Genomic DNA, 17,745 nt, shown 5'->3' with positions numbered 1-17,745 from the left:
GGATACGATGCGGCAAGGACGTGCGCGCTGGCTCGCGGGGCTGGCAATTGTGGCAGGGATGGCGATTTCTCCGCTGCCCGCCTACGCCAAGGAATCGACCGACCCGGTCAAGATCTCATCCTTCTCGGGCGCCTATCTCGCCGCCCGCATCGCTGAAGGCGACAACGACCTCGACAATGCCATCGCTTATTACAAACAGGCGCTGGCCTTCAATCCCGGCGATACCTCGCTGCAGCAAAGCCTGATGCTGTCGCTGATCGCGCAGGGGCGCTTCGAGGAATCGCTGGTCTATGCCGACAAGCTCAAGGAAGTTCCCGACGTCGAGCGCTTCTCGCGTCTGGCGCTGGCGGTCGATTCCTTCCACAAGAAGGATTTCACCAAGGCGCAGTACTGGCTCAAGCTGTCGCTCGAATCCGATCTCGACCGGTTGATTTCGGGCGTCATGTCGGGCTGGGCACAAGAGGGCGCTGGCAACGCCACCGAGGCGATGGCCTCCATCGACAAGCTGCAGGGCCCCGACTGGTTCGGCCTGTTCAAGTCCTTCCACCGCGCGTTGATCGCCGATGCCTCAGGCATGTCGGACAAGGCCGATGCGCTCTATGACGCGACCCTGACCGACATCACCGCCGGCGGTGCCGCGCCCGAGACCTGGATGCGCAACGCCCAGGCCTATGCGTCTTTCCTGGCTCGCAAGGGCGACAAGAACAAGGCGCTCTACGTGCTCGACAAGGCCGAGGCGTTCGCGCCGGGCAAGCTGGACATCCAGGCGCTTCGCGACAGGATCAGCAAGGGCGACAAGATCGAGCCCTTCGTCTCCAGCCCGTCGGAAGGCGCCTCCGAAATCCTGCTTGACCTCGCCATCGCGCTCAATCGCGGCGGCGGCGAGCCGTTCGTGCGCCTCTATTTGCAATATGCGCTGGCGCTCAAGCCCGACAGCGATGCCGCTTTGGTGCAGCTCGCCGCCGTTGCGGAGCAGCTGAAGGACGGCGAAGGCGCCATTGCGCTCTACCGCCGCATTCCGGCCTCCTCGCCGCTGAAGGAGCTTTCCGACCTGCAGCTCGGCCTCAACCTTGCCGATCTTAACCGTCACGATGAGGCGATCGCCCATCTCAAGGCCTTCGTCGACGCCCACCCCGACGACATGCGCGCCTATCTGGCGCTGGGCGGGGTCTATGCCTCGAAGGAAGATTTCCGTTCCGCCGCCACCCTCTACGACAAGGCGGCCGAGGTGCTGAAGACGCCGACCAATGCCAACTGGAACATCTATTATCAGCGCGGCATCGCCTATGAGCGGCTGAAGGAATGGCCGAGGGCCGAACCGAATTTCCGCAAGGCGCTGGAACTGTTTCCCGACCAGCCACAGGTGCTGAACTATCTCGGCTATTCCTGGGTCGACATGAACATGAACCTCAAGGAAGGCCTGGCGATGATCCAGAAGGCCGTCGACCTCCGGCCGAGCGATGGCTATATCGTCGATTCGCTGGGCTGGGCCTATTTCCGCATGGGCCGGTTCGATGACGCCGTGCGCGAAATGGAGCGCGCCGTGTCGCTGAAGCCGGAAGATCCGGTGCTCAACGACCATCTCGGCGATGCCTATTGGCGCGTCGGCCGCAAGCTCGAAGCCACCTTCCAGTGGAACCAGGCGCGCGACCTGAAGCCCGATCCCGATGTGCTTGCCATCTTGCAGCAGAAGCTGATGAAGGGCCTGCCGCCGATCGAATCCAACACCGCGCAGGAAACTCCGAAGGTCAAGCCGGTCGCACCGGCGCCTGCGCCGAAAGGCTGATTGGGCAGCTGATACTCGTTTAAGCGGGGCTCCTTGGAGCCCCGTTTTCGTTCAGAACTGCATTAGAACAGCTTTCGGTAGACGACAAACCCCGAGAGATCACCGATCTTGTCGTAAAGCTTCATCGCCGTATGGTTGGTCTCGTGCGTCAGCCAATAGACGCGGCCCGAGCCGGCGGCTTTCGCGCGTTCGTACACGCCTTCGATCAGGGCCCGGCCGATGCCTTTGCCGCGCGATGCCTCATTGGTGAAGAGGTCCTGCAGATAGCAGTTCGGCGAAATCGCCGTGGTGGTGCGGTGGTAGAGATAATGGACGAGGCCGAGAAGCTTGCCTTCGCTCTCGGCCACCAGCGCATGCATCGGCTCATAGGCATCGAAGAAGCGCGACCATGTCATTGCGGTGATGTCGCCGGGCAGGGCCGTTTCAGCCGAGCGGCCGTAAAAGGCGTTGTAGCCGTCCCACAGCGGCAGCCATTGCTCGTAATCCTGGCGGGTGATGGGGCGCACGATGGACTGGCCGGACATGGCTGAACCTTTGTCGATGGAACTGAGCTCAGCAGACGGCCGCCAGCACCGTCCGGCAATGGGCCAGCCTTTACCAAAGCGTTCAACCTCCCGGCCAGGTGCCGCCCTGCCTTGACGCTTGCTGGCCCGGCAACTAGGGAATGTCTTCTTTTTCGCGTTTTGCGAGGCCGCCGTGACGTCAGACAGTCCAGCCCATATGCATCCCAGCCGCTCGTTCCAGGGGCTGATCCTGACCCTGCACAATTACTGGGCCGCCTATGGTTGCGTCATCCTGCAGCCCTACGACATGGAAGTCGGCGCCGGCACCTTTCATCCGGCGACCACGCTGCGCGCGCTCGGGCCCAGGGGCTGGAACGCCGCCTATGTCCAGCCCTCGCGCCGGCCCAAGGACGGCCGCTATGGCGAGAACCCCAACCGGCTGCAGCATTATTATCAGTACCAGGTGATCCTGAAGCCCAACCCGCCGAACCTGCAGGAGCTCTATCTCGGCTCGCTCAAGGCGATCGGCGTCGATCCGCTGCTGCACGATATCCGCTTCGTCGAGGACGACTGGGCAAGCCCGACGCTGGGGGCCTGGGGGCTTGGCTGGGAGTGCTGGTGCGACGGCATGGAGGTCTCGCAATTCACCTATTTCCAGCAGGTCTGCGGCATCGAATGCGCGCCGGTGGCCGGAGAACTGACCTACGGCCTGGAGCGGCTGGCCATGTATGTGCAGGGCGTCGACAATGTCTACGACTTGAACTTCAACGGCCGCGAAGGCGATGAAAAAGTGACTTATGGCGAGGTCTTCCTGCAGGCCGAGCAGGAATATTCCAGGCACAATTTCGAACATGCCAACACCGTGATGCTGCTCCGGCACTTCGAGGACGCCGAGGCCGAATGCAAGGCGCTGCTCGCCGCCGGCGCTCCGGCCTCGAATGACAATCTGCCGATGCACCGCATGGTCTTCCCGGCCTATGACCAGTGCATCAAGGCCAGCCACGTCTTCAACCTGCTCGACGCTCGCGGCGTGATTTCCGTCACCGAGCGGCAGAGCTACATCCTGCGCGTGCGCAATCTGGCGAAAGCCTGTGGCGAAGCGTTCCTGATGACCCAGGCCGGTGGTCTGGCGGCCTGACCGATCGGTGCTGACTGCTTGAGCGTCGGCCTTTGCGCGTCTAGCGTGTGCAGGGCGCGGATGAGGAGCGGGCTGACGTGAGCATTTTTAGGGATTTTTCGGCAAGCACCACTTGGGTGATCCGCATCTTGTGGGTCCTCATAGCGGTCGATGTCATCGCTGTCGTGTCCGGCTATTTCGAGTTCCAGCTTCTGGTCGACATCGGCAACGGCACTGGAAGCCTTGATTACGACGTTTCGGCGGCCGCCGATTCGAGCGACAACAGGCAGAGGATTGTCGGCATCATCCAGGTCGCTCTCTGGCTGGTGGCGGGGATAAGCATCCTTGCCTGGATAAGGCTGGCCAACAAGAACGCCAGGGCGCTCGGCGCCACCGATATGGAGTTCACGCCCAATTGGGCGATCGGCTGGTACTTCGTCCCGGTCGCCAATCTCTGGAAGCCATATCAGGCGATGGCCGAGATCTGGCGGGCGAGCGGCGGATCGAAAAGCTGGAAGACAGAGCAGGCGCCGGGCATATTGGCGATCTGGTGGTTCGTCTGGCTCGCCTCCAACATATTCGACCGGATCGCATTTCGGCTGACCATGAAAGCGGAGGAAATCCCGGAGCTGCAGAATGCAAGTCTGGCGATGATGGCCTCCGATGTCGTCAGCGTGTTTTTGAGCCTGGCCTTTCTGGAGGTCGTCAAGGATATTTCGCGACGGCAGCCGGCGGCAGCTCTGGAGAAGACCTCGGAGCAGCCAGATCCCGCCTAGGCGGACGGGGAAACGGTGTAGATTACGTCAGGCGTGCTCTGGCCGCTCGATCCGGCCATGGTCCGCAAGGCCTGCCGCACGCCCGGCATCGAGAAAGCGCCATGCGCCTGCGCGGCGAAACAGGCGCTGAGTGCGAGTATCTGGAGAAGTCTCGATGCCGTTTTCATGGTCGTTCAGCCAATAGGTTCCCTGCCTGAGCGTTTGTCGCTTCAGCGCTGCGTTTGGTTCATGGAAATCTTTGATCCAAGGACGGGCGGCCTAGTTGCAGCCCGACAGCGCGTTGAAATTTTTAGAAAATCGGTGGCAGCAGCGACGATCTCAGGGGAGAGGGTGACAGCGGCCAGCCGAGTTGCTATGCCCCGCCGACCACTGTCGCGCGAGCTCCATCCATGCCTGACCTGCTCTTAGAACTTCGCTCCGAGGAAATACCGGCCCGCATGCAGCGCAAGGCGGCGGGCGATCTCAGGAAGATGCTGACCGACGGTCTGGTCGAGGCGGGTCTGACCTATGACGCCGCGCGCGAATACTGGACGCCGCGGCGGCTCACGCTCGACATCAGGGGGCTGACCGCGCGCTCGAAGGACATCCACGAGGAGATCAAGGGGCCGTCGACGACGGCGCCGGAACAGGCGGTGCACGGATTTCTACGCAAGGCAGGCCTTGCCTCGGTTGCCGAGGCGCATATCCATTCCGACCCGAAGAAGGGCGATTTCTACGTCGCCCACATCTCCAAGCCCGGCAGGGCGGCTGAGGCGATCATCGCCGAACTGGTTCCGGCCATCATCCGCGGCTTCCCCTGGCCGACATCGATGCGCTGGGGGCCGGCTTCGGCCAAGCCCGGTTCGCTGCGCTGGGTGCGGCCGCTGCAGACGATCCTGTGCACCTTCGGCCCGGAGACCGAGGAGCCGGTGGTGGTCGATTTCGAGATCGACGGCATTCGCTCGGGCAACGTCACCCACGGCCATCGTTTCATGGCGCCGGATGAAATCACCGTGCGCCGCTTCGACGATTACGTGACCAAGTTGGAAGCGGCCAAGGTCGTGCTCGATGGTGACCGACGCAAGGAGATCATCCTCGCTGACGCCCGCAATCTCGCCTTCGCCAACGGGCTCGACCTGGTCGAGGACGAAGGACTGTTGGAAGAAGTGTCAGGCCTCGTCGAATGGCCGGTGGTGCTGATGGGCGAGTTCGAGCAGGCCTTTCTCGCCATTCCGCCTGAAGTGGTCCGGCTGACCATCCGCGCCAACCAGAAATGCTTCGTCACCCGGCCGCAGGGCGATGGCGAAAACCTCTCTAACCGCTTCATCCTCACCGCCAACATTGAGGCCAAGGACGGCGGCAAGGAGATTGCGCACGGTAACGGCAAGGTGGTGCGCGCGCGCCTGTCGGATGCGCTCTATTTCTGGCGGACCGACCAGGGCGATCTGCCTGATCTGGAGCAGCTCGAGGAATCGGCAAAAAAGTTCGGACTCGATCTGAAAAAGCCGCTCGACCAGCGCATGGCCCGACTCGACCATCTCAACGTCACCTTCCATGCCAAACTCGGCACGCAAGGCGAGCGGGTGGAGCGGATCAAGCGGCTGGCCGAAGAGATCGCCGATACCTTGTCGAAGCAGCCGAAATTCTTCGACGGCAAGCTTCTGTCGGCCGACGACCTCAACACCGAGCAGAAATACCTGCGCGAGCGCGCCGGGCGTGCCTCCGTGCTGGCGAAGGCCGATCTGACCACCGAAGCAGTGGGTGAGTTTCCGGAACTGCAAGGCGCCATGGGGCGCAAATATGCACTGCTACAGGGCGAGCATCCGTCCGTGGCCGCAGCCATCGAGGAGCACTACAAGCCGCAAGGCCCGTCCGACCGCGTGCCGACCGATCCGGTGTCGATTGCCGTCGCGCTTGCCGACAAAATCGATACGCTGGTCGGCTTCTGGGCCATCGACGAGAAGCCGACAGGGTCAAAGGATCCCTATGCGCTGCGGCGGGCGGCGCTCGGCGTGATCCGAATTTTGATCGAGAACGGAGTGCGATCGCGGCTCGTCGAGCTTTGTGTCCAACTGCTTAGGCTCCACAACGCAGCAAAGCTTGCACGGTTTCTCTCAACGAAGATTCCGATAAGTCTGTTTGATCTATCACGCTCTACGTTTGCACAAGCGGTGAATGCACCAGCTGGTAGATATGTCTTGGACGTGCAGGTTCGGGAGCACATCGAACGGTACGTACAACGCCAAGTGCCACAAGAGGACGAATCCGAAATTCTGCATGACCTTCTCGCCTTCTTCCACGACCGCCTGAAAGTCTACCTCCGCGATCAGGGCGCCCGCCACGATCTCATCGATGCGGTCATCACGCCGCAGTCCGACGACCTGCTGCAGATCGTCCGACGCGTCGAAGCGCTCGGCTCCTTCCTCGACACCGAGGACGGCAAGAACCTGCTCGCCGGCACCAAGCGCGCGGCCAACATTCTGGCTGCCGAGGAGAAGAAGAAAACGGCCATCGCCGAGACTGTTGAGCCGGCGCTGTTTCGCGAGGAAGCAGAGAAATCACTGTTTGCGGCGGTGAATCAGGCTGAGAAGCAAGCCGGCGAAGCGATTCAAAACGAAGACTTTTCCGCCGCCATGCTGGCGCTTAGCGTATTGCGTGAACCCGTTGATTCATTCTTTGAACGCGTTCTTGTGAATGATGAAGACCAGGCCGTGCGCGCCAACCGTCTGGCGCTGCTCGCCCGCATCCGCGCGGCCACCGACCAGGTCGCGGATTTCTCCAGAATAGCTGGCTAAAGGGCGAGCGAAGCGCCAAAAAAATTCTGCCCGGCCGGCCCTTCGAGCCGGCTTACAGTCATATGACGATGATCTCTCCGTGGCAAAAAGGACATGTTCCCAACCCCACGGAGGCTTCCATGAATTCCGCTCACGAGATCGAAGTGACAGAAGAAACCTCGGGCACTCCCGAGGCGCTTGAATCCGCTTCCGAAAACATTCTCGACCATGCCGCCGCCACGGCGGTCGAGGCCGCCGACCTGTCAGATGACGAGGACGGCGATGACGAAGACAGCGACGAATCGGGCGATGAAGAAGGCGAAGAAACCACCGCCTCTTCGGACGACGATGAGGACGAAGAAGACGACGAGGACGAAGACGACGACAGCGTGAAGGCCGAAGCCAGCGACGCTGACGAAGAAGAATCCGACGACGAGGACGACGACAAAGAAGAGTCCGAAGACGGCGAGAATGACGACAAGGAAGAAGCGGCCTGAGCTTTCAGGCGACTGACATCAAACGAGAAGGGCGGCGTTCGCACGCCGCCCTTCCTGCTTTCAGGCCTCCCGAAACGTACTTTGTCAGTCCTCAAGGATGCTGACATGCACGCTGTCTGAATAGACGTCGACCTGGATCAGCGGCTCGCCATTGACGATGGCGTTCCGTGTCGAGGAACTCATGGCGCCGCCGCGCTTCAGCGTGCGTTCCAGATAGGCCCGATCATCATTGCTGCTAAACCAGTCGTCGCCCTGGTCGTCGGCATCGCGGCGGTGGAACTTGTGCCAGTTGGCGCGGTCCTGCCGCACCATCTGCGCCGCGCTGCTCAGCTCGTAGCCGTCGCTGGCATGGTGGTCGCGATCGGAAATGCGCGCGACATAGGACCCCAGCATATCGTCACCGGCCTGCGCGCTGCCGACGCCCAGAAATGACGCCAACAACAGGCCGGCAATAGTCAATGATTTCGCCTTGTTCATGATACCCCCTTGCTCACTTGAAACCCGGCGCGCTCATGCCAAAACCGGTTGGCGAAATTGGGCCGCCGCCGACAGGCCGATCGTGCTCCGTGGCGCCGATCGGCGTCAAGCGGAATGGACTGGCCGACTGTTTTGGCTAAATGGCCTACTCGGCTTTGCCGACGCCCTGGATCGGCTGCTGCGGTGTAGCCGCCGGCTTAGGCGCCGCCGGCTGCGACTCGGGCTTGCCGTTCGATGCAGTCGCCGTCCCGGCGGGGGCGGTACCGGCAGTGGGTTTCGTTTCTTCTGCCGGCGCTGCTGCAGCGCTCGCCTTGGCAGGAGCCGGCGCGGCGAAGGCGCCGCCGATGATGCCGCCGCGAATGATCATCGGGTTCTGGTTGCCGTGCCTGGGCTTCTCGGGAATTGCCGCAACCTTTTCATAAGTCACGTCGGGCTGGGCATCGCCGACCGCCACGATCGATGGCGTCGAGGCGACCTTCATCGGGTCGGGTTCGCCGACCTTGATGACCGATGGCGTGGATTTCGAGACGCCCAGAAAGACGATCGACGAGGCCTGTGCCCCACCGGTCATTGCCGCCAGGGTGAAACCAAGCGCTGCAAGCACACGCATCGACATCGCAACCGTCCCCTTACCCAACAAGCCGGTAGCCTTAACCCCAGTGGATTGATGCCGGCTTGCAGGGAAACATAGCATTTTAGGCATTGATAATTCACCAACGCCCGCACTTGCCCGAAAATCGCTGCCGTATTAGGTCCGGCGCCTGTGAGGTGATGCAAGTGGCTGAGATACTACCCGTCGGCGAAGCGATGGAGCGGGCGCTGGCGCTGCTTGAGGGCGGCGACGTCGTCGCCATTCCGACGGAGACCGTCTACGGACTGGCCGGCGATGCCACCAATGGCGTTGGCGTCGCCCGCATCTTCGAAGCCAAGGGCCGGCCGCGCTTCAACCCGCTGATCGCCCATGTCGCCGATCTGGCGATGGCCGAGCGCATTGCGACCTTCGATCCGCTATCGAAGCGGCTGGCCGAGGCATTCTGGCCGGGACCGCTGACGCTGGTGCTCGCGCTGCGACCCGGCAACGGCATCCATCCGCTGGTCACGGCCGGGCTGGATACGATCGCGCTGCGCATGCCGAAGGGGTTCGGCGGTGAGCTGATCGCAAGACTCGGCCGGCCGCTGGCCGCGCCCAGCGCTAACTCTTCGGGCAAGATCAGCGCCACGACGGCGCAAGCCGTGGCGGCCGATCTCGGCGCCAAAATCCGGCTTGTGGTCGACGGCGGCGCCACTCCGGTCGGGCTGGAATCGACCATCGTCAAGGTTGAAGGCGATACAGTGCGGCTGCTGAGGCCGGGCGGCATTGCCGCCGCCGACATCGAGGCCGTCATCGGCACAAAATTGCAGCGCGGCGCGACAGCCGGCATCGAGGCGCCAGGCATGCTTGCGTCGCACTATGCGCCCGGCGCATCGGTGCGGCTCAATGCGCAAAGCGTGGCCGAAGGCGAGGCCTTGCTGGCCTTTGGCGGCAAACGCGTGGAAGGCTGGCAAGCGGCCGTCGCCTTGCGCAACCTGTCCGCGTCAGGCGACCTGCGCGAAGCGGCAAGCAATCTCTTCGCCTATCTGCAGGAACTCGACCGCAGCGGTGCGGCAACGATCGCCGTCGAGTCGATCCCGGTCGACGGGCTGGGCGAGGCGATCAACGATCGGCTGTTTCGTGCCGCTGCCCCACGTGACAAGCTCGACTGAGCGCCATAGTTTCTGCCCATGAACGACGCCCCATTCGATCTCGACCCCGCCCTTATCGACCGCTTCGCCGCAATCGTCGGCGACAAATATGCGTTGCGCGACCAGGCCGATATCGCGCCCTACCTCACCGAGCGGCGAGGGCTGTGGCACGGCAGGACGGGGCTGGTGTTGCGTCCCGGCAGTGTCGACGAGGTGAGCCAGATCATGCGGCTGGCGAGCGAGACGGGAACGCCCGTCGTGCCGCAAAGCGGCAACACGGGGCTGGTCGGCGCGCAGGTGCCCGACGTCTCCGGTCGCGAGATCGTGCTGTCGCTGTCGAGGCTGAACCGCATCCGCGAGATCGACGTCTTCTCCAACACGGTGACCGTCGAGGCCGGCGTCATCCTGCAAACGCTGCAGGAAGCCGCCGACGCCGCCGACCGGCTGTTTCCGCTGTCGCTTGCCGCGCAAGGATCCTGCCAGATCGGCGGCAACCTCTCCTCCAATGCCGGCGGCACGGGCGTGCTTGCCTATGGCAATGCGCGCGAACTCTGCCTCGGCGTCGAAGTGGTGCTGCCGACCGGTGAGGTGTTCGACGATCTGCGCAAATTGAAGAAGGACAACACCGGCTACGATCTGAAGAACCTGTTTGTCGGCGCCGAAGGCACGCTCGGCATCATCACCGCGGCGGTGCTGAAACTGTTTCCCAAGCCCAAGGGCCGCGAGGTGGCTTTTGCCGGCCTGTCGTCGCCGGAGGCAGCCCTGTCGCTGTTCAGCCTGGCGACGGACCGGGCAGGGGCGGCACTCACCGCTTTCGAACTGATCGGCCAGCGCCCTTATGATTTCACGCTGCGCCATGCGCAGGGCGTCACCCGGCCGCTGGCCGAGGATTGGCCCTGGTATGTGCTGATGCAGGTTTCGTCAGGCCGCTCGGCCGAGGACGCCAGGGGGCTGATCGAGGAGGTGCTGTCGGAAGGTCTCGAGCAAGGCATTGTGGGCGACGCGGTGATCGCCGCAAGCCTGGCGCAGGGCGATGCCTTCTGGAATTTCCGCGAGGTGCTGCCGGATTCGCAAAAGCCCGAAGGCGCCTCGATCAAGCATGACATTTCGGTGCCGGTGGCATCCATCCCGGCCTTCATCGCCAAGGCTGCCGGCGCTGTCGCTTCGGTCAGCCCGCAGGCGCGTGTCGTCTGCTTCGGCCATATGGGCGACGGCAATCTCCACTACAACATCTCCCGGCCGGAGGAGGATGACGACGAAGCGTTTCTCGGCCTCTACCACGCCATGAACCATGCCGTGCACGATGTCGTGCGCTCCTTCCATGGCTCGATCTCGGCCGAGCATGGAATTGGCCAGTTGAAGCGCGACGAACTGATCGCCACCGCGCCGCCAATGGCGATCGAATTGATGCGCCGTGTGAAGGCGGCCTTCGACCCGGCCGGCATCATGAATCCCGGTAAGGTTATCTGATCCTTTCAATAACTTGTGGCTGGTCTTATTCCGATAACCATCCCCTGAGATCAGCAAAATTTAACTGACTTTCTTAAGCGCAGCGGTAAGGAGCCCGCGCTACTGTTTCGCATAACGAGGCCGGGAAAACTGGCCCGGTGGGATCCGTGAAAACGGCTCTCAGGAGAAACACAGGAAGGCAGTAGATGAACAGTGTACTGAAGCCCGTCTGGGCTGGGCGCAACATGCGTCTGGACCCATTCCGCCTGCCGCAAGTGGTCACCTATGCCACGCGCGACGACTATGGCGACGTAACCTTCACCATCGACCAGCGTGGCGCCGTCATTCGCCGCACGCTCGAGATGAGCGGCGTGCCGGCGATCATCGCACTGCCCGCCAACGCGTTTCGCGGCGTCGCTGCCCGCGCGATGGAGGATCCGGAAGGCAATGTCACGGTAACCCTGGAACTCCTGCACAACGACCCGATGCTGTCGGTGCCGCTGCTGGTGGCCGACGATCTCGACGACGTCGCCGCCGACTGGCGCGCCTGGGCCGACGCCTACCGGCTGCAGATGCTTTTGATCGAATCCGACGGCATTGCCCGTACGCTGGAAGAATCGCTGGGCGCCGCCATCAAAGCGCTGCCGGCCAAGGATCGCCGCAAGGGCCGTGTATCGACCACGCGCCGTCCGCGCTTTCTCGCCCGTCGCAGGGCCGGCGATCTCGGCCTGCGACTGGTCATCGACGGCGAAGAGATCATTTCGAGAGAGTAGCCAAAGCCGCCGCTACACCAGCGGCTTCAGCGCCACCCAGAGCGCTCCGCCGATCAGGCCGATGAAGATCAGCCAGCCGACCTGGTTGTTCGATTTGAACAGCCGCAGGCACTGGTCGGGATCGTCGATATCCAGAACCGCTATCTGCCGCGCCATATGGGCGCCGGCGGCGATCAGCCCGGCCAGCGCCACCACCGGCGCTTGCGCCGAGGCGAAGGCAATGGCGAAGCAGACCAGCGTTCCGCCATAGAGGCCGACCAGCCAGGTCTTGGTGTTGTCGCCGAACAGCCGCGCCGTCGAGCGCACGCCGACAATGGCGTCGTCCTCCTTGTCCTGGTGCGCATAGATCGTGTCGTAGCCGATCACCCAAAGGATCGAGCCGATATAGAGCATGATGGCAGGGCCATCGAGATCGCCGAACTCCACCGCCCAGCCCATCAGCGCTCCCCACGAGAAGGCGAGACCAAGCACGAATTGCGGCCAGTTGGTGAAGCGCTTCATGAAGGGATAGACGGCGACGATGACCAGCGAGACGATGCCGAGCGGAATGGCAAAGTCGTTGAACTGCAACAGTACGACGAGGCCCAGCAACGCCTGGACAACCAGGAACGCCCAGGCCTGGCGGCGCGTCACCTTGCCGGCCGGCAGCGGCCGCGAGCGGGTGCGCTCGACCATGTTGTCGATGTCCAGGTCGACAATGTCGTTATAGGTGCAGCCGGCGCCACGCATGGCGACGGCGCCGACAAAGAACAGGAACAGGAACCACGGCGACGGCAGCAATGTGAGCAACGGGTCGGTGGGGCGCGGATAGGCGCTGGCTGCAAGCGCTGCCGACCACCAGCAAGGCCATAGCAGCAATTGCCAGCCGATCGGCCGGTCCCAGCGGGCAAGCTGCGCGTAAGGCCACAGCCAGCGCGGCAATATCTTGTAGACCCAATGGCCGCTCGGCGCGTCGGCGACACGGCCCTGGGCCGCTTTCGACTGGATGGTTTCCATCGTGCTGGAGTGGCAGTAGCGGCGAGCGCCGTCAAGCGGCCGCATTGTCGCTCAGGCGGTGAAGACATCGTGGCTGGCAAACCATTCCTTCGCCACCTCGATGAAGGCCAGCGCCGCCTTCGACAGCCTTTGCCTTGTGTCATGGGTGAGGATGATGCGCTGCATCGGCAGCGGATCGGACAGCGGCTTGCAGACCAGCGGCAGGCCGTCATAACTCCTGTCGCCATAGGGCCTGGTGTAGCTCACCGCGACGCCGAAGCCGTTGGCGACCATGCTGCGCTGCAATTCGAATGAACTCGTCGTCGACTGCGAGACCGGCGACAGGCCGCGGCTGAGGAAAAGGTCCAGCATATGCTGCCAGCTATGCGGCTGGTCGGTGGTAACAAGCGGATGGGTCGCCAGTTCCGCCAGGCTGACGCTGCCCTGGCTGGCCAGCGCGTGGCCATGCGGCAAAAGCGCATGCGGCCGCAGCTCATGCAGCAGGATGCGGGCGAAGTGCGAGGGCAGGCCGAGATCGTAGGTCAGGCCGAGATCGATTGCCGCATCGCCGAGCCGCCGGCCCAGCGTCTCGAAGGTCTCGTCGCGAACGACCACAATGACCGCCGGGCAGCGCTGCGAAAAGGCGCGGATCAGCGCCGGCGCGAAATAGGGCGCCAGATCCTCGAAACAGCCGAGCACCAGTTCGCCGCCGACATCGGCGTCACGCGTCCCGAGCCCAACCAGTTCGTCCGCTTCGGCCAGCACCTGCTTTGCCTTCGCCACCGCGCCGCGGCCGAACGAGGTCAGCGCGATGCCGCTGCCGCGCTGGCGCACGAACAGTTTCTGACCGAGCGTCGCTTCGACATTGTCGATCGCCACCGAGATCGACGGCTGTGAGACGTTCAGCATCCGGGCTGCCGCGGTGACACTGCCGTGCCGGGCGACGGCGACGAGATAGCGCAACTGGGTAAGTGTCAGGTTCATAGGATTAAACTATAAGAGAGATGAGAAGTTATTATTTTACGCGATGTGCGGCGACTGCGATAGTCGGTAATCGAAACAGGGAGACACGAGATGGCCGCCAGACATATCGACGCCGCAGCGATTGCCGACTACCAGCGCGATGGCGCGGTCTGCATACGTGGCGCGTTCAAGGACTGGGTCGGCACCATCGCCGCCGGCATCGAGCGCAACATGCAGAACCGCAGCGCCACGGCGTCCGATATCGCCAATGGCAAGGGCAGCTTCTTCGACGATTATTGCAACTGGGAGCGCATCCCCGAATTCGTCGATGTGGTGCGCAATTCCCCGGCCGCCGAACTGGCGGCGGCGGCAATGCAGTCGCGCAGCGCGCAGTTCTTCCACGACCATGTGCTGGTCAAGGAGCCGGGCACACAGAAGCCGACGCCTTGGCACCAGGACATCCCGTATTATTTTGTCGACGGCAGTCAGACCGTCAGCTTCTGGATCCCGATCGATCCGGTCAAGGAAGCGACGCTGCGGCTGATCGCCGGCTCGCACAAATGGGACAAGATGATCCTGCCGGTGCGCTGGCTCGACGACAGCAATTTCTATGCCGGCGAGGGCGACTATCTGCCGGTGCCGGATCCCGACAAGGATCCGTCGCTGAAGGTGCTGGAATGGGAGATGGAGCCGGGCGACGCCATATTGTTCGACTTCCGGACGGCGCATGGCGCGCGCGGCAATCCGACCGCGGCGCGGCGCCGGGCGCTGTCGCTGCGCTGGGTCGGCGACGACGCGCGCTATGTCGAGCGCCCCGGACGCACCTCGCCGCCCTATCCCGGCCATGACATGAAGCCCGGCCAGAAACTGCGCGAGGACTGGTTCCCGGTCGTTTTCCAGAGCTGAGCCTGCGAGACGGCGCTTACGACCTCGGCTTGCCGGTACGCGCGACGTTCCCGTGCGCAACCGGCAAGCAGCAACCAAAAGTCTTGACCCGCAGCCCCCGGCGCAATAGCGCAGTCCCTGTCGTGAAATGACAAGGGAACATCGGCATGCGCGTTTTGTTGATCGGCTCCGGCGGCCGCGAACATGCCCTGGCCTGGAAGATCGCGGCCTCGCCGCTTCTAACCAAGCTCTATGCCGCGCCCGGCAATCCGGGCATCGCCCCCGAGGCCGAACTGGTCAAGCTCGACATCGCCGACCATGCCACTGTGGCCACCTTCTGCAAGGACAACGCGATCGACCTCGTCGTCGTCGGGCCGGAAGGCCCGCTGGTCGCCGGCATTGCGGATGATCTGCGTGATCAGGGCATCCGCGTCTTCGGCCCGTCGAAGCGGGCAGCACGGCTCGAAGGCTCGAAAGGCTTCACCAAGGACCTCTGCGCCAAATACGGCATCCCGACCGCCGCCTATGGCCGCTTTACCGACCTCACCGCGGCCAAGGCCTATGTCGAAAAAGTCGGCGCGCCGATCGTCATCAAGGCCGACGGGCTCGCCGCCGGCAAGGGCGTCACCATCGCCGTGACATTGGACGAGGCCAGAGCCGCGCTCGATGCCTGTTTCGACGGCGCCTTCGGCGACGCCGGCGCCGAGGTGGTGGTCGAGGAATTCATGACCGGCGAGGAGGCGAGTTTCTTCTGCCTGTGCGACGGCACAACCGCGCTGCCCTTCGGCACCGCGCAGGATCACAAGCGCGTCGGCGACGGCGACACCGGCCCCAACACCGGCGGCATGGGCGCCTATTCGCCAGCACCGGTGATGACGCCCGAGATGGTCGAGCGCACCATGCGCGAAATTATCGAGCCGACCATGCGCGGCATGGCCGAGCTTGGCGCGCCGTTTGCCGGCATTCTCTTCGCCGGGCTGATGATCACCGAGAAGGGGCCGAAGCTGATCGAATACAACACCCGCTTCGGCGATCCTGAATGCCAGGTGCTGATGATGCGGCTGAAGGACGATCTGCTGGTGCTGCTCAACGCCGCCGTCGACGGCCAGCTTGCGCACAGCTCAATCCGCTGGCGCGACGAGGCGGCTCTCACTGTGGTGATGGCGGCGCGGGGTTATCCCGGCACGCCGGAGAAAGGCTCGGTCATCCGCGGGCTGGACGAAGCCGCAGGCGATGGCGTTGAGATTTTCCATGCTGGCACCGCCATCAATGGCGGCGCGCTGGTCGCCAATGGTGGCCGCGTGCTCAACGTCACCGCATCAGGCAAGACAGTGGGCGAAGCGCAGAGCCGTGCCTACGCCGCCCTCGACCGCATCGACTGGCCGCAAGGCTTTTGCCGTCGCGACATAGGCTGGCAGGCAGTGGCGCGGGAGAAAACCAGCGCCGCCGGGTAATTCAGCGCTCGCGAACCAGTTCCGTCGAGGCCGTACTGACCGGATCGGCGGCCTGCGAGAAGGCGGCCTCGAGCAGCGCCTCCGAACGATACGCGGTCCGCTTCCACGCGACATATTCGGCAATGCCGAAGCGCGCACGGCGCGGCACTGTCTTGACCACCGGTATGCGGAAGGCAGCGCGAAATGTCTGCCAGCGCGCGCCGAGCACCGTAACCATCTCCTCGACCGTCGGTGGGGTCGCGACGTCGGCGTAGGTGATGGTGACTTTGCCGGCCAGCCCGGCCTCGCGTGAGACCGGCACCGGGATCGAGGCGAGATAGTCGGGCGGCACGTCGATCAGGCCGCCGAACGGCCATTGCTGGCGCAGCGCGGCCGCATCCATTGGCGCCACGTTGACATCGATGTCGTTGGGCGTGCCGGCGACCCGGTAGGGGCAGCGCAGGCGCCCGCAATTGGCCTGGGCCGAAAACTGCCACAGCGCATAGCCCTGCCAGTTGCCCATCGGAAAATGCACGTCGATGTCGGGCTTGTAACGCGCATACCAGAGCGGCAGCCGCGACAACAGCCGATATTGATAGCGGTTGTCGGCGATGAACTGTGCGGTCTTGCCATTGCTGTAGAGTATCGGGAACCGGCCGAGCCGCCGGTGCACCTGGCGCACGAATTCCTCGGCATCCTCCAGCGACATCCACTGCGAGGGGTCATTGCCTTCGAGATCGAGGGCCAAGAGATCGCCCGGCGCCGGTTCGGCGAAATCGATGAAGTTGTTCGCCTGCTCGACCGGATTGCCGGGGCGGGCAAGATGATAGGCGCCCCATTTCAGCCCGAGCGCCTTGGCCACCACCTTGCGCGTCTGGAACAGTTCGCGCGTCACGGCATAGCGTTTCCACAGCGTCTTGCAGAGTTTGACCGTGGTTTCGTCGCCATAGCAGAAATAGGGCGGTGGCAGCCCGTCCGAGGCCTTGTTGATGAAGCCGACAACGCGCTTGTCGGTGGCAAGCTGCGCCCAGTCGATGGAATTGTATTCGTAGGCGTCGACCACCAGCGCGCGGTCGCCATCCCGCCACGGCTCGGAAAAGTCGGAGGCTTTAGCCGCCGATATCAGCGCCATTATCGCCGCGAGAGCGATCGCTGAGCGGCGAAGAAGATGCGCCGGCGTTTTCAAACAGGGGATCCCCGCTGACCAAACACCGATGGTGAACTGCTATGGTTAAGGAAATGCTTTACCGGCGGATCGGCTGCACCTCAAGCGGATCAGGCGCCGGCTCTTGCGGCAGCGTGCCTTCGGCGGCGCGCGTGCGGTAATGGGCGAGCGAGCATTGCGGCGAGCACAATATGCCGCGATCGGTCCAGTAGGCGGGGCCTCTTTCGAGTTCGCCATGATAATACCAGAAGCCGCTTGCCTGATACGGCAGGCCGCATTCGATGCAGCGGTATGTCTCGGGTCTGGCAAGCATGTTGCCCGGTCCAATCTGTCGATGGTTTTTCCGAAATATCATAACAGCAGGATCTCATTCCTTGCCGCAGAAATTTTGATAGGCAACGGCAGCCTTGCAAACAGGCCGTCGCCCTCGCGATCTCGTCATTCTATGGCGAAGCAAGGAGCGAAGCGACG

Annotated in this window: 18 protein-coding genes; 10 read left to right on the top strand and 8 right to left on the bottom strand. The window is 63.4% G+C overall.

What is annotated here, in order from left to right; genetic code table 11:
- Nucleotides 1-7: 7 nt before the first annotated feature.
- The gene (locus H0241_RS14620) at nt 8-1,786 is read left to right on the top strand and encodes a tetratricopeptide repeat protein (protein ID WP_181058371.1); all 1,779 of its coding nucleotides are present in this window, start codon (nt 8-10) and stop codon (nt 1,784-1,786) included.
- 62 nt (nt 1,787-1,848) lie between these two features.
- Here the strand turns inward: H0241_RS14620 and H0241_RS14615 are convergent, their stop codons facing one another.
- Entirely contained in the window at nt 1,849-2,310 is a 462-nt protein-coding gene (locus H0241_RS14615) for a GNAT family N-acetyltransferase (RefSeq protein ID WP_181058370.1), read from the bottom strand.
- Between the two features lie 172 nt (nt 2,311-2,482).
- Here H0241_RS14615 and H0241_RS14610 point away from each other — a divergent pair, with 172 nt between their 5' ends.
- Both H0241_RS14610 and H0241_RS14605 read left to right on the top strand, forming a co-directional pair.
- Complete coding sequence (locus tag H0241_RS14610; RefSeq protein ID WP_181058369.1) at nt 2,483-3,427, top strand: glycine--tRNA ligase subunit alpha; 945 nt, start codon at nt 2,483-2,485, stop codon at nt 3,425-3,427.
- Between the two features lie 77 nt (nt 3,428-3,504).
- On the top strand, nt 3,505-4,182 hold the full coding sequence (locus H0241_RS14605; protein WP_181058368.1) for a DUF4328 domain-containing protein: 678 nt from the start codon (nt 3,505-3,507) through the stop codon (nt 4,180-4,182).
- Here H0241_RS14605 and H0241_RS14600 read toward each other — a convergent pair.
- The gene (locus tag H0241_RS14600) at nt 4,179-4,349 is read right to left on the bottom strand and encodes a hypothetical protein (RefSeq protein ID WP_181058367.1); all 171 of its coding nucleotides are present in this window, start codon (nt 4,347-4,349) and stop codon (nt 4,179-4,181) included. The two genes, H0241_RS14605 and H0241_RS14600, sit on opposite strands and share 4 nt — an antisense overlap.
- Nucleotides 4,350-4,571: 222 nt before the next feature.
- Here H0241_RS14600 and glyS point away from each other — a divergent pair, with 222 nt between their 5' ends.
- Together glyS and H0241_RS14590 are read left to right on the top strand one after the other, a co-directional pair.
- Nucleotides 4,572-6,956: a glycine--tRNA ligase subunit beta gene (gene glyS / locus H0241_RS14595; RefSeq protein ID WP_181058366.1), complete on the top strand. Its 2,385-nt coding sequence runs from the start codon at nt 4,572-4,574 to the stop codon at nt 6,954-6,956.
- 119 nt (nt 6,957-7,075) lie between these two features.
- A complete protein-coding gene (locus tag H0241_RS14590; RefSeq protein WP_181058365.1) occupies nt 7,076-7,432 on the top strand; it encodes an ATPase (modular protein) in 357 nt (118 codons plus the stop codon).
- Between the two features lie 84 nt (nt 7,433-7,516).
- Here the strand turns inward: H0241_RS14590 and H0241_RS14585 are convergent, their stop codons facing one another.
- Nucleotides 7,517-7,909: a hypothetical protein gene (locus H0241_RS14585; protein ID WP_181058364.1), complete on the bottom strand. Its 393-nt coding sequence runs from the start codon at nt 7,907-7,909 to the stop codon at nt 7,517-7,519.
- Nucleotides 7,910-8,054: 145 nt separating this feature from the next.
- Nucleotides 8,055-8,525 (bottom strand): hypothetical protein, encoded by a 471-nt coding sequence (locus H0241_RS14580; RefSeq protein WP_181058363.1) that lies wholly within the window; start codon nt 8,523-8,525, stop codon nt 8,055-8,057.
- Between the two features lie 161 nt (nt 8,526-8,686).
- Here H0241_RS14580 and H0241_RS14575 point away from each other — a divergent pair, with 161 nt between their 5' ends.
- The 3 genes from H0241_RS14575 to H0241_RS14565 all read left to right on the top strand — a co-directional run bounded on the left by H0241_RS14575 (nt 8,687) and on the right by H0241_RS14565 (nt 11,853).
- Nucleotides 8,687-9,652 (top strand): L-threonylcarbamoyladenylate synthase, encoded by a 966-nt coding sequence (locus H0241_RS14575; protein WP_328824690.1) that lies wholly within the window; start codon nt 8,687-8,689, stop codon nt 9,650-9,652.
- Between the two features lie 18 nt (nt 9,653-9,670).
- Nucleotides 9,671-11,101: an FAD-binding oxidoreductase gene (locus tag H0241_RS14570; RefSeq protein ID WP_181058362.1), complete on the top strand. Its 1,431-nt coding sequence runs from the start codon at nt 9,671-9,673 to the stop codon at nt 11,099-11,101.
- 185 nt (nt 11,102-11,286) lie between these two features.
- The gene (locus H0241_RS14565) at nt 11,287-11,853 is read left to right on the top strand and encodes a DUF6101 family protein (protein WP_181058361.1); all 567 of its coding nucleotides are present in this window, start codon (nt 11,287-11,289) and stop codon (nt 11,851-11,853) included.
- A 12-nt stretch (nt 11,854-11,865) separates the two neighbouring features.
- Here the strand turns inward: H0241_RS14565 and ubiA are convergent, their stop codons facing one another.
- Nucleotides 11,866-12,849: a 4-hydroxybenzoate octaprenyltransferase gene (ubiA, locus tag H0241_RS14560; protein ID WP_181058519.1), complete on the bottom strand. Its 984-nt coding sequence runs from the start codon at nt 12,847-12,849 to the stop codon at nt 11,866-11,868.
- A 51-nt stretch (nt 12,850-12,900) separates the two neighbouring features.
- Nucleotides 12,901-13,812, bottom strand: a complete 912-nt coding sequence (locus H0241_RS14555; RefSeq protein ID WP_181058360.1) for a LysR family transcriptional regulator — start codon at nt 13,810-13,812, stop codon at nt 12,901-12,903.
- Between the two features lie 90 nt (nt 13,813-13,902).
- On the opposite strand from H0241_RS14555, the gene H0241_RS14550 reads away from it, so the two are divergent.
- Both H0241_RS14550 and purD read left to right on the top strand, forming a co-directional pair.
- Nucleotides 13,903-14,697 carry a phytanoyl-CoA dioxygenase family protein gene (locus H0241_RS14550; RefSeq protein ID WP_181058359.1) on the top strand — a complete coding sequence of 265 codons (795 nt, stop codon included), beginning with the start codon at nt 13,903-13,905 and terminating at the stop codon, nt 14,695-14,697.
- A 146-nt stretch (nt 14,698-14,843) separates the two neighbouring features.
- Entirely contained in the window at nt 14,844-16,130 is a 1,287-nt protein-coding gene (gene purD, locus H0241_RS14545; RefSeq protein WP_181058358.1) for a phosphoribosylamine--glycine ligase, read from the top strand.
- Nucleotide 16,131: 1 nt separating this feature from the next.
- On the opposite strand, the gene H0241_RS14540 is transcribed toward purD, so the two are convergent.
- Complete coding sequence (locus tag H0241_RS14540; protein ID WP_181058357.1) at nt 16,132-17,241, bottom strand: glycoside hydrolase family 25 protein; 1,110 nt, start codon at nt 17,239-17,241, stop codon at nt 16,132-16,134.
- 112 nt (nt 17,242-17,353) lie between these two features.
- A complete protein-coding gene (locus H0241_RS14535) occupies nt 17,354-17,587 on the bottom strand; it encodes a hypothetical protein (RefSeq protein WP_181058356.1) in 234 nt (77 codons plus the stop codon).
- Nucleotides 17,588-17,745: the final 158 nt, after the last annotated feature.

This window comes from Mesorhizobium neociceri, assembly GCF_013520985.1.
GTDB classification, from domain to species: Bacteria; Pseudomonadota; Alphaproteobacteria; order Rhizobiales; family Rhizobiaceae; genus Mesorhizobium; species Mesorhizobium neociceri.
This window is presented reverse-complemented; position numbering and strand designations above follow the sequence as displayed.

Bases quoted from the DNA above. Each gene is read 5' to 3' on its own strand.
- H0241_RS14620 (WP_181058371.1), top strand. From the start codon at position 8: ATGCGGCAAGGACGTGCGCGCTGGCTCGCGGGGCTGGCAATTGTGGCA.
- H0241_RS14615 (WP_181058370.1), bottom strand. From the start codon at position 2,310: ATGTCCGGCCAGTCCATCGTGCGCCCCATCACCCGCCAGGATTACGAG.
- H0241_RS14600 (WP_181058367.1), bottom strand. From the start codon at position 4,349: ATGAAAACGGCATCGAGACTTCTCCAGATACTCGCACTCAGCGCCTGT.
- glyS (WP_181058366.1), top strand. From the start codon at position 4,572: ATGCCTGACCTGCTCTTAGAACTTCGCTCCGAGGAAATACCGGCCCGC.
- H0241_RS14590 (WP_181058365.1), top strand. From the start codon at position 7,076: ATGAATTCCGCTCACGAGATCGAAGTGACAGAAGAAACCTCGGGCACT.
- H0241_RS14585 (WP_181058364.1), bottom strand. From the start codon at position 7,909: ATGAACAAGGCGAAATCATTGACTATTGCCGGCCTGTTGTTGGCGTCA.
- H0241_RS14580 (WP_181058363.1), bottom strand. From the start codon at position 8,525: ATGTCGATGCGTGTGCTTGCAGCGCTTGGTTTCACCCTGGCGGCAATG.
- H0241_RS14570 (WP_181058362.1), top strand. From the start codon at position 9,671: ATGAACGACGCCCCATTCGATCTCGACCCCGCCCTTATCGACCGCTTC.
- H0241_RS14565 (WP_181058361.1), top strand. From the start codon at position 11,287: ATGAACAGTGTACTGAAGCCCGTCTGGGCTGGGCGCAACATGCGTCTG.
- ubiA (WP_181058519.1), bottom strand. From the start codon at position 12,849: ATGGAAACCATCCAGTCGAAAGCGGCCCAGGGCCGTGTCGCCGACGCG.
- H0241_RS14555 (WP_181058360.1), bottom strand. From the start codon at position 13,812: ATGAACCTGACACTTACCCAGTTGCGCTATCTCGTCGCCGTCGCCCGG.
- H0241_RS14550 (WP_181058359.1), top strand. From the start codon at position 13,903: ATGGCCGCCAGACATATCGACGCCGCAGCGATTGCCGACTACCAGCGC.
- purD (WP_181058358.1), top strand. From the start codon at position 14,844: ATGCGCGTTTTGTTGATCGGCTCCGGCGGCCGCGAACATGCCCTGGCC.
- H0241_RS14540 (WP_181058357.1), bottom strand. From the start codon at position 17,241: ATGGCGCTGATATCGGCGGCTAAAGCCTCCGACTTTTCCGAGCCGTGG.
- H0241_RS14535 (WP_181058356.1), bottom strand. From the start codon at position 17,587: ATGCTTGCCAGACCCGAGACATACCGCTGCATCGAATGCGGCCTGCCG.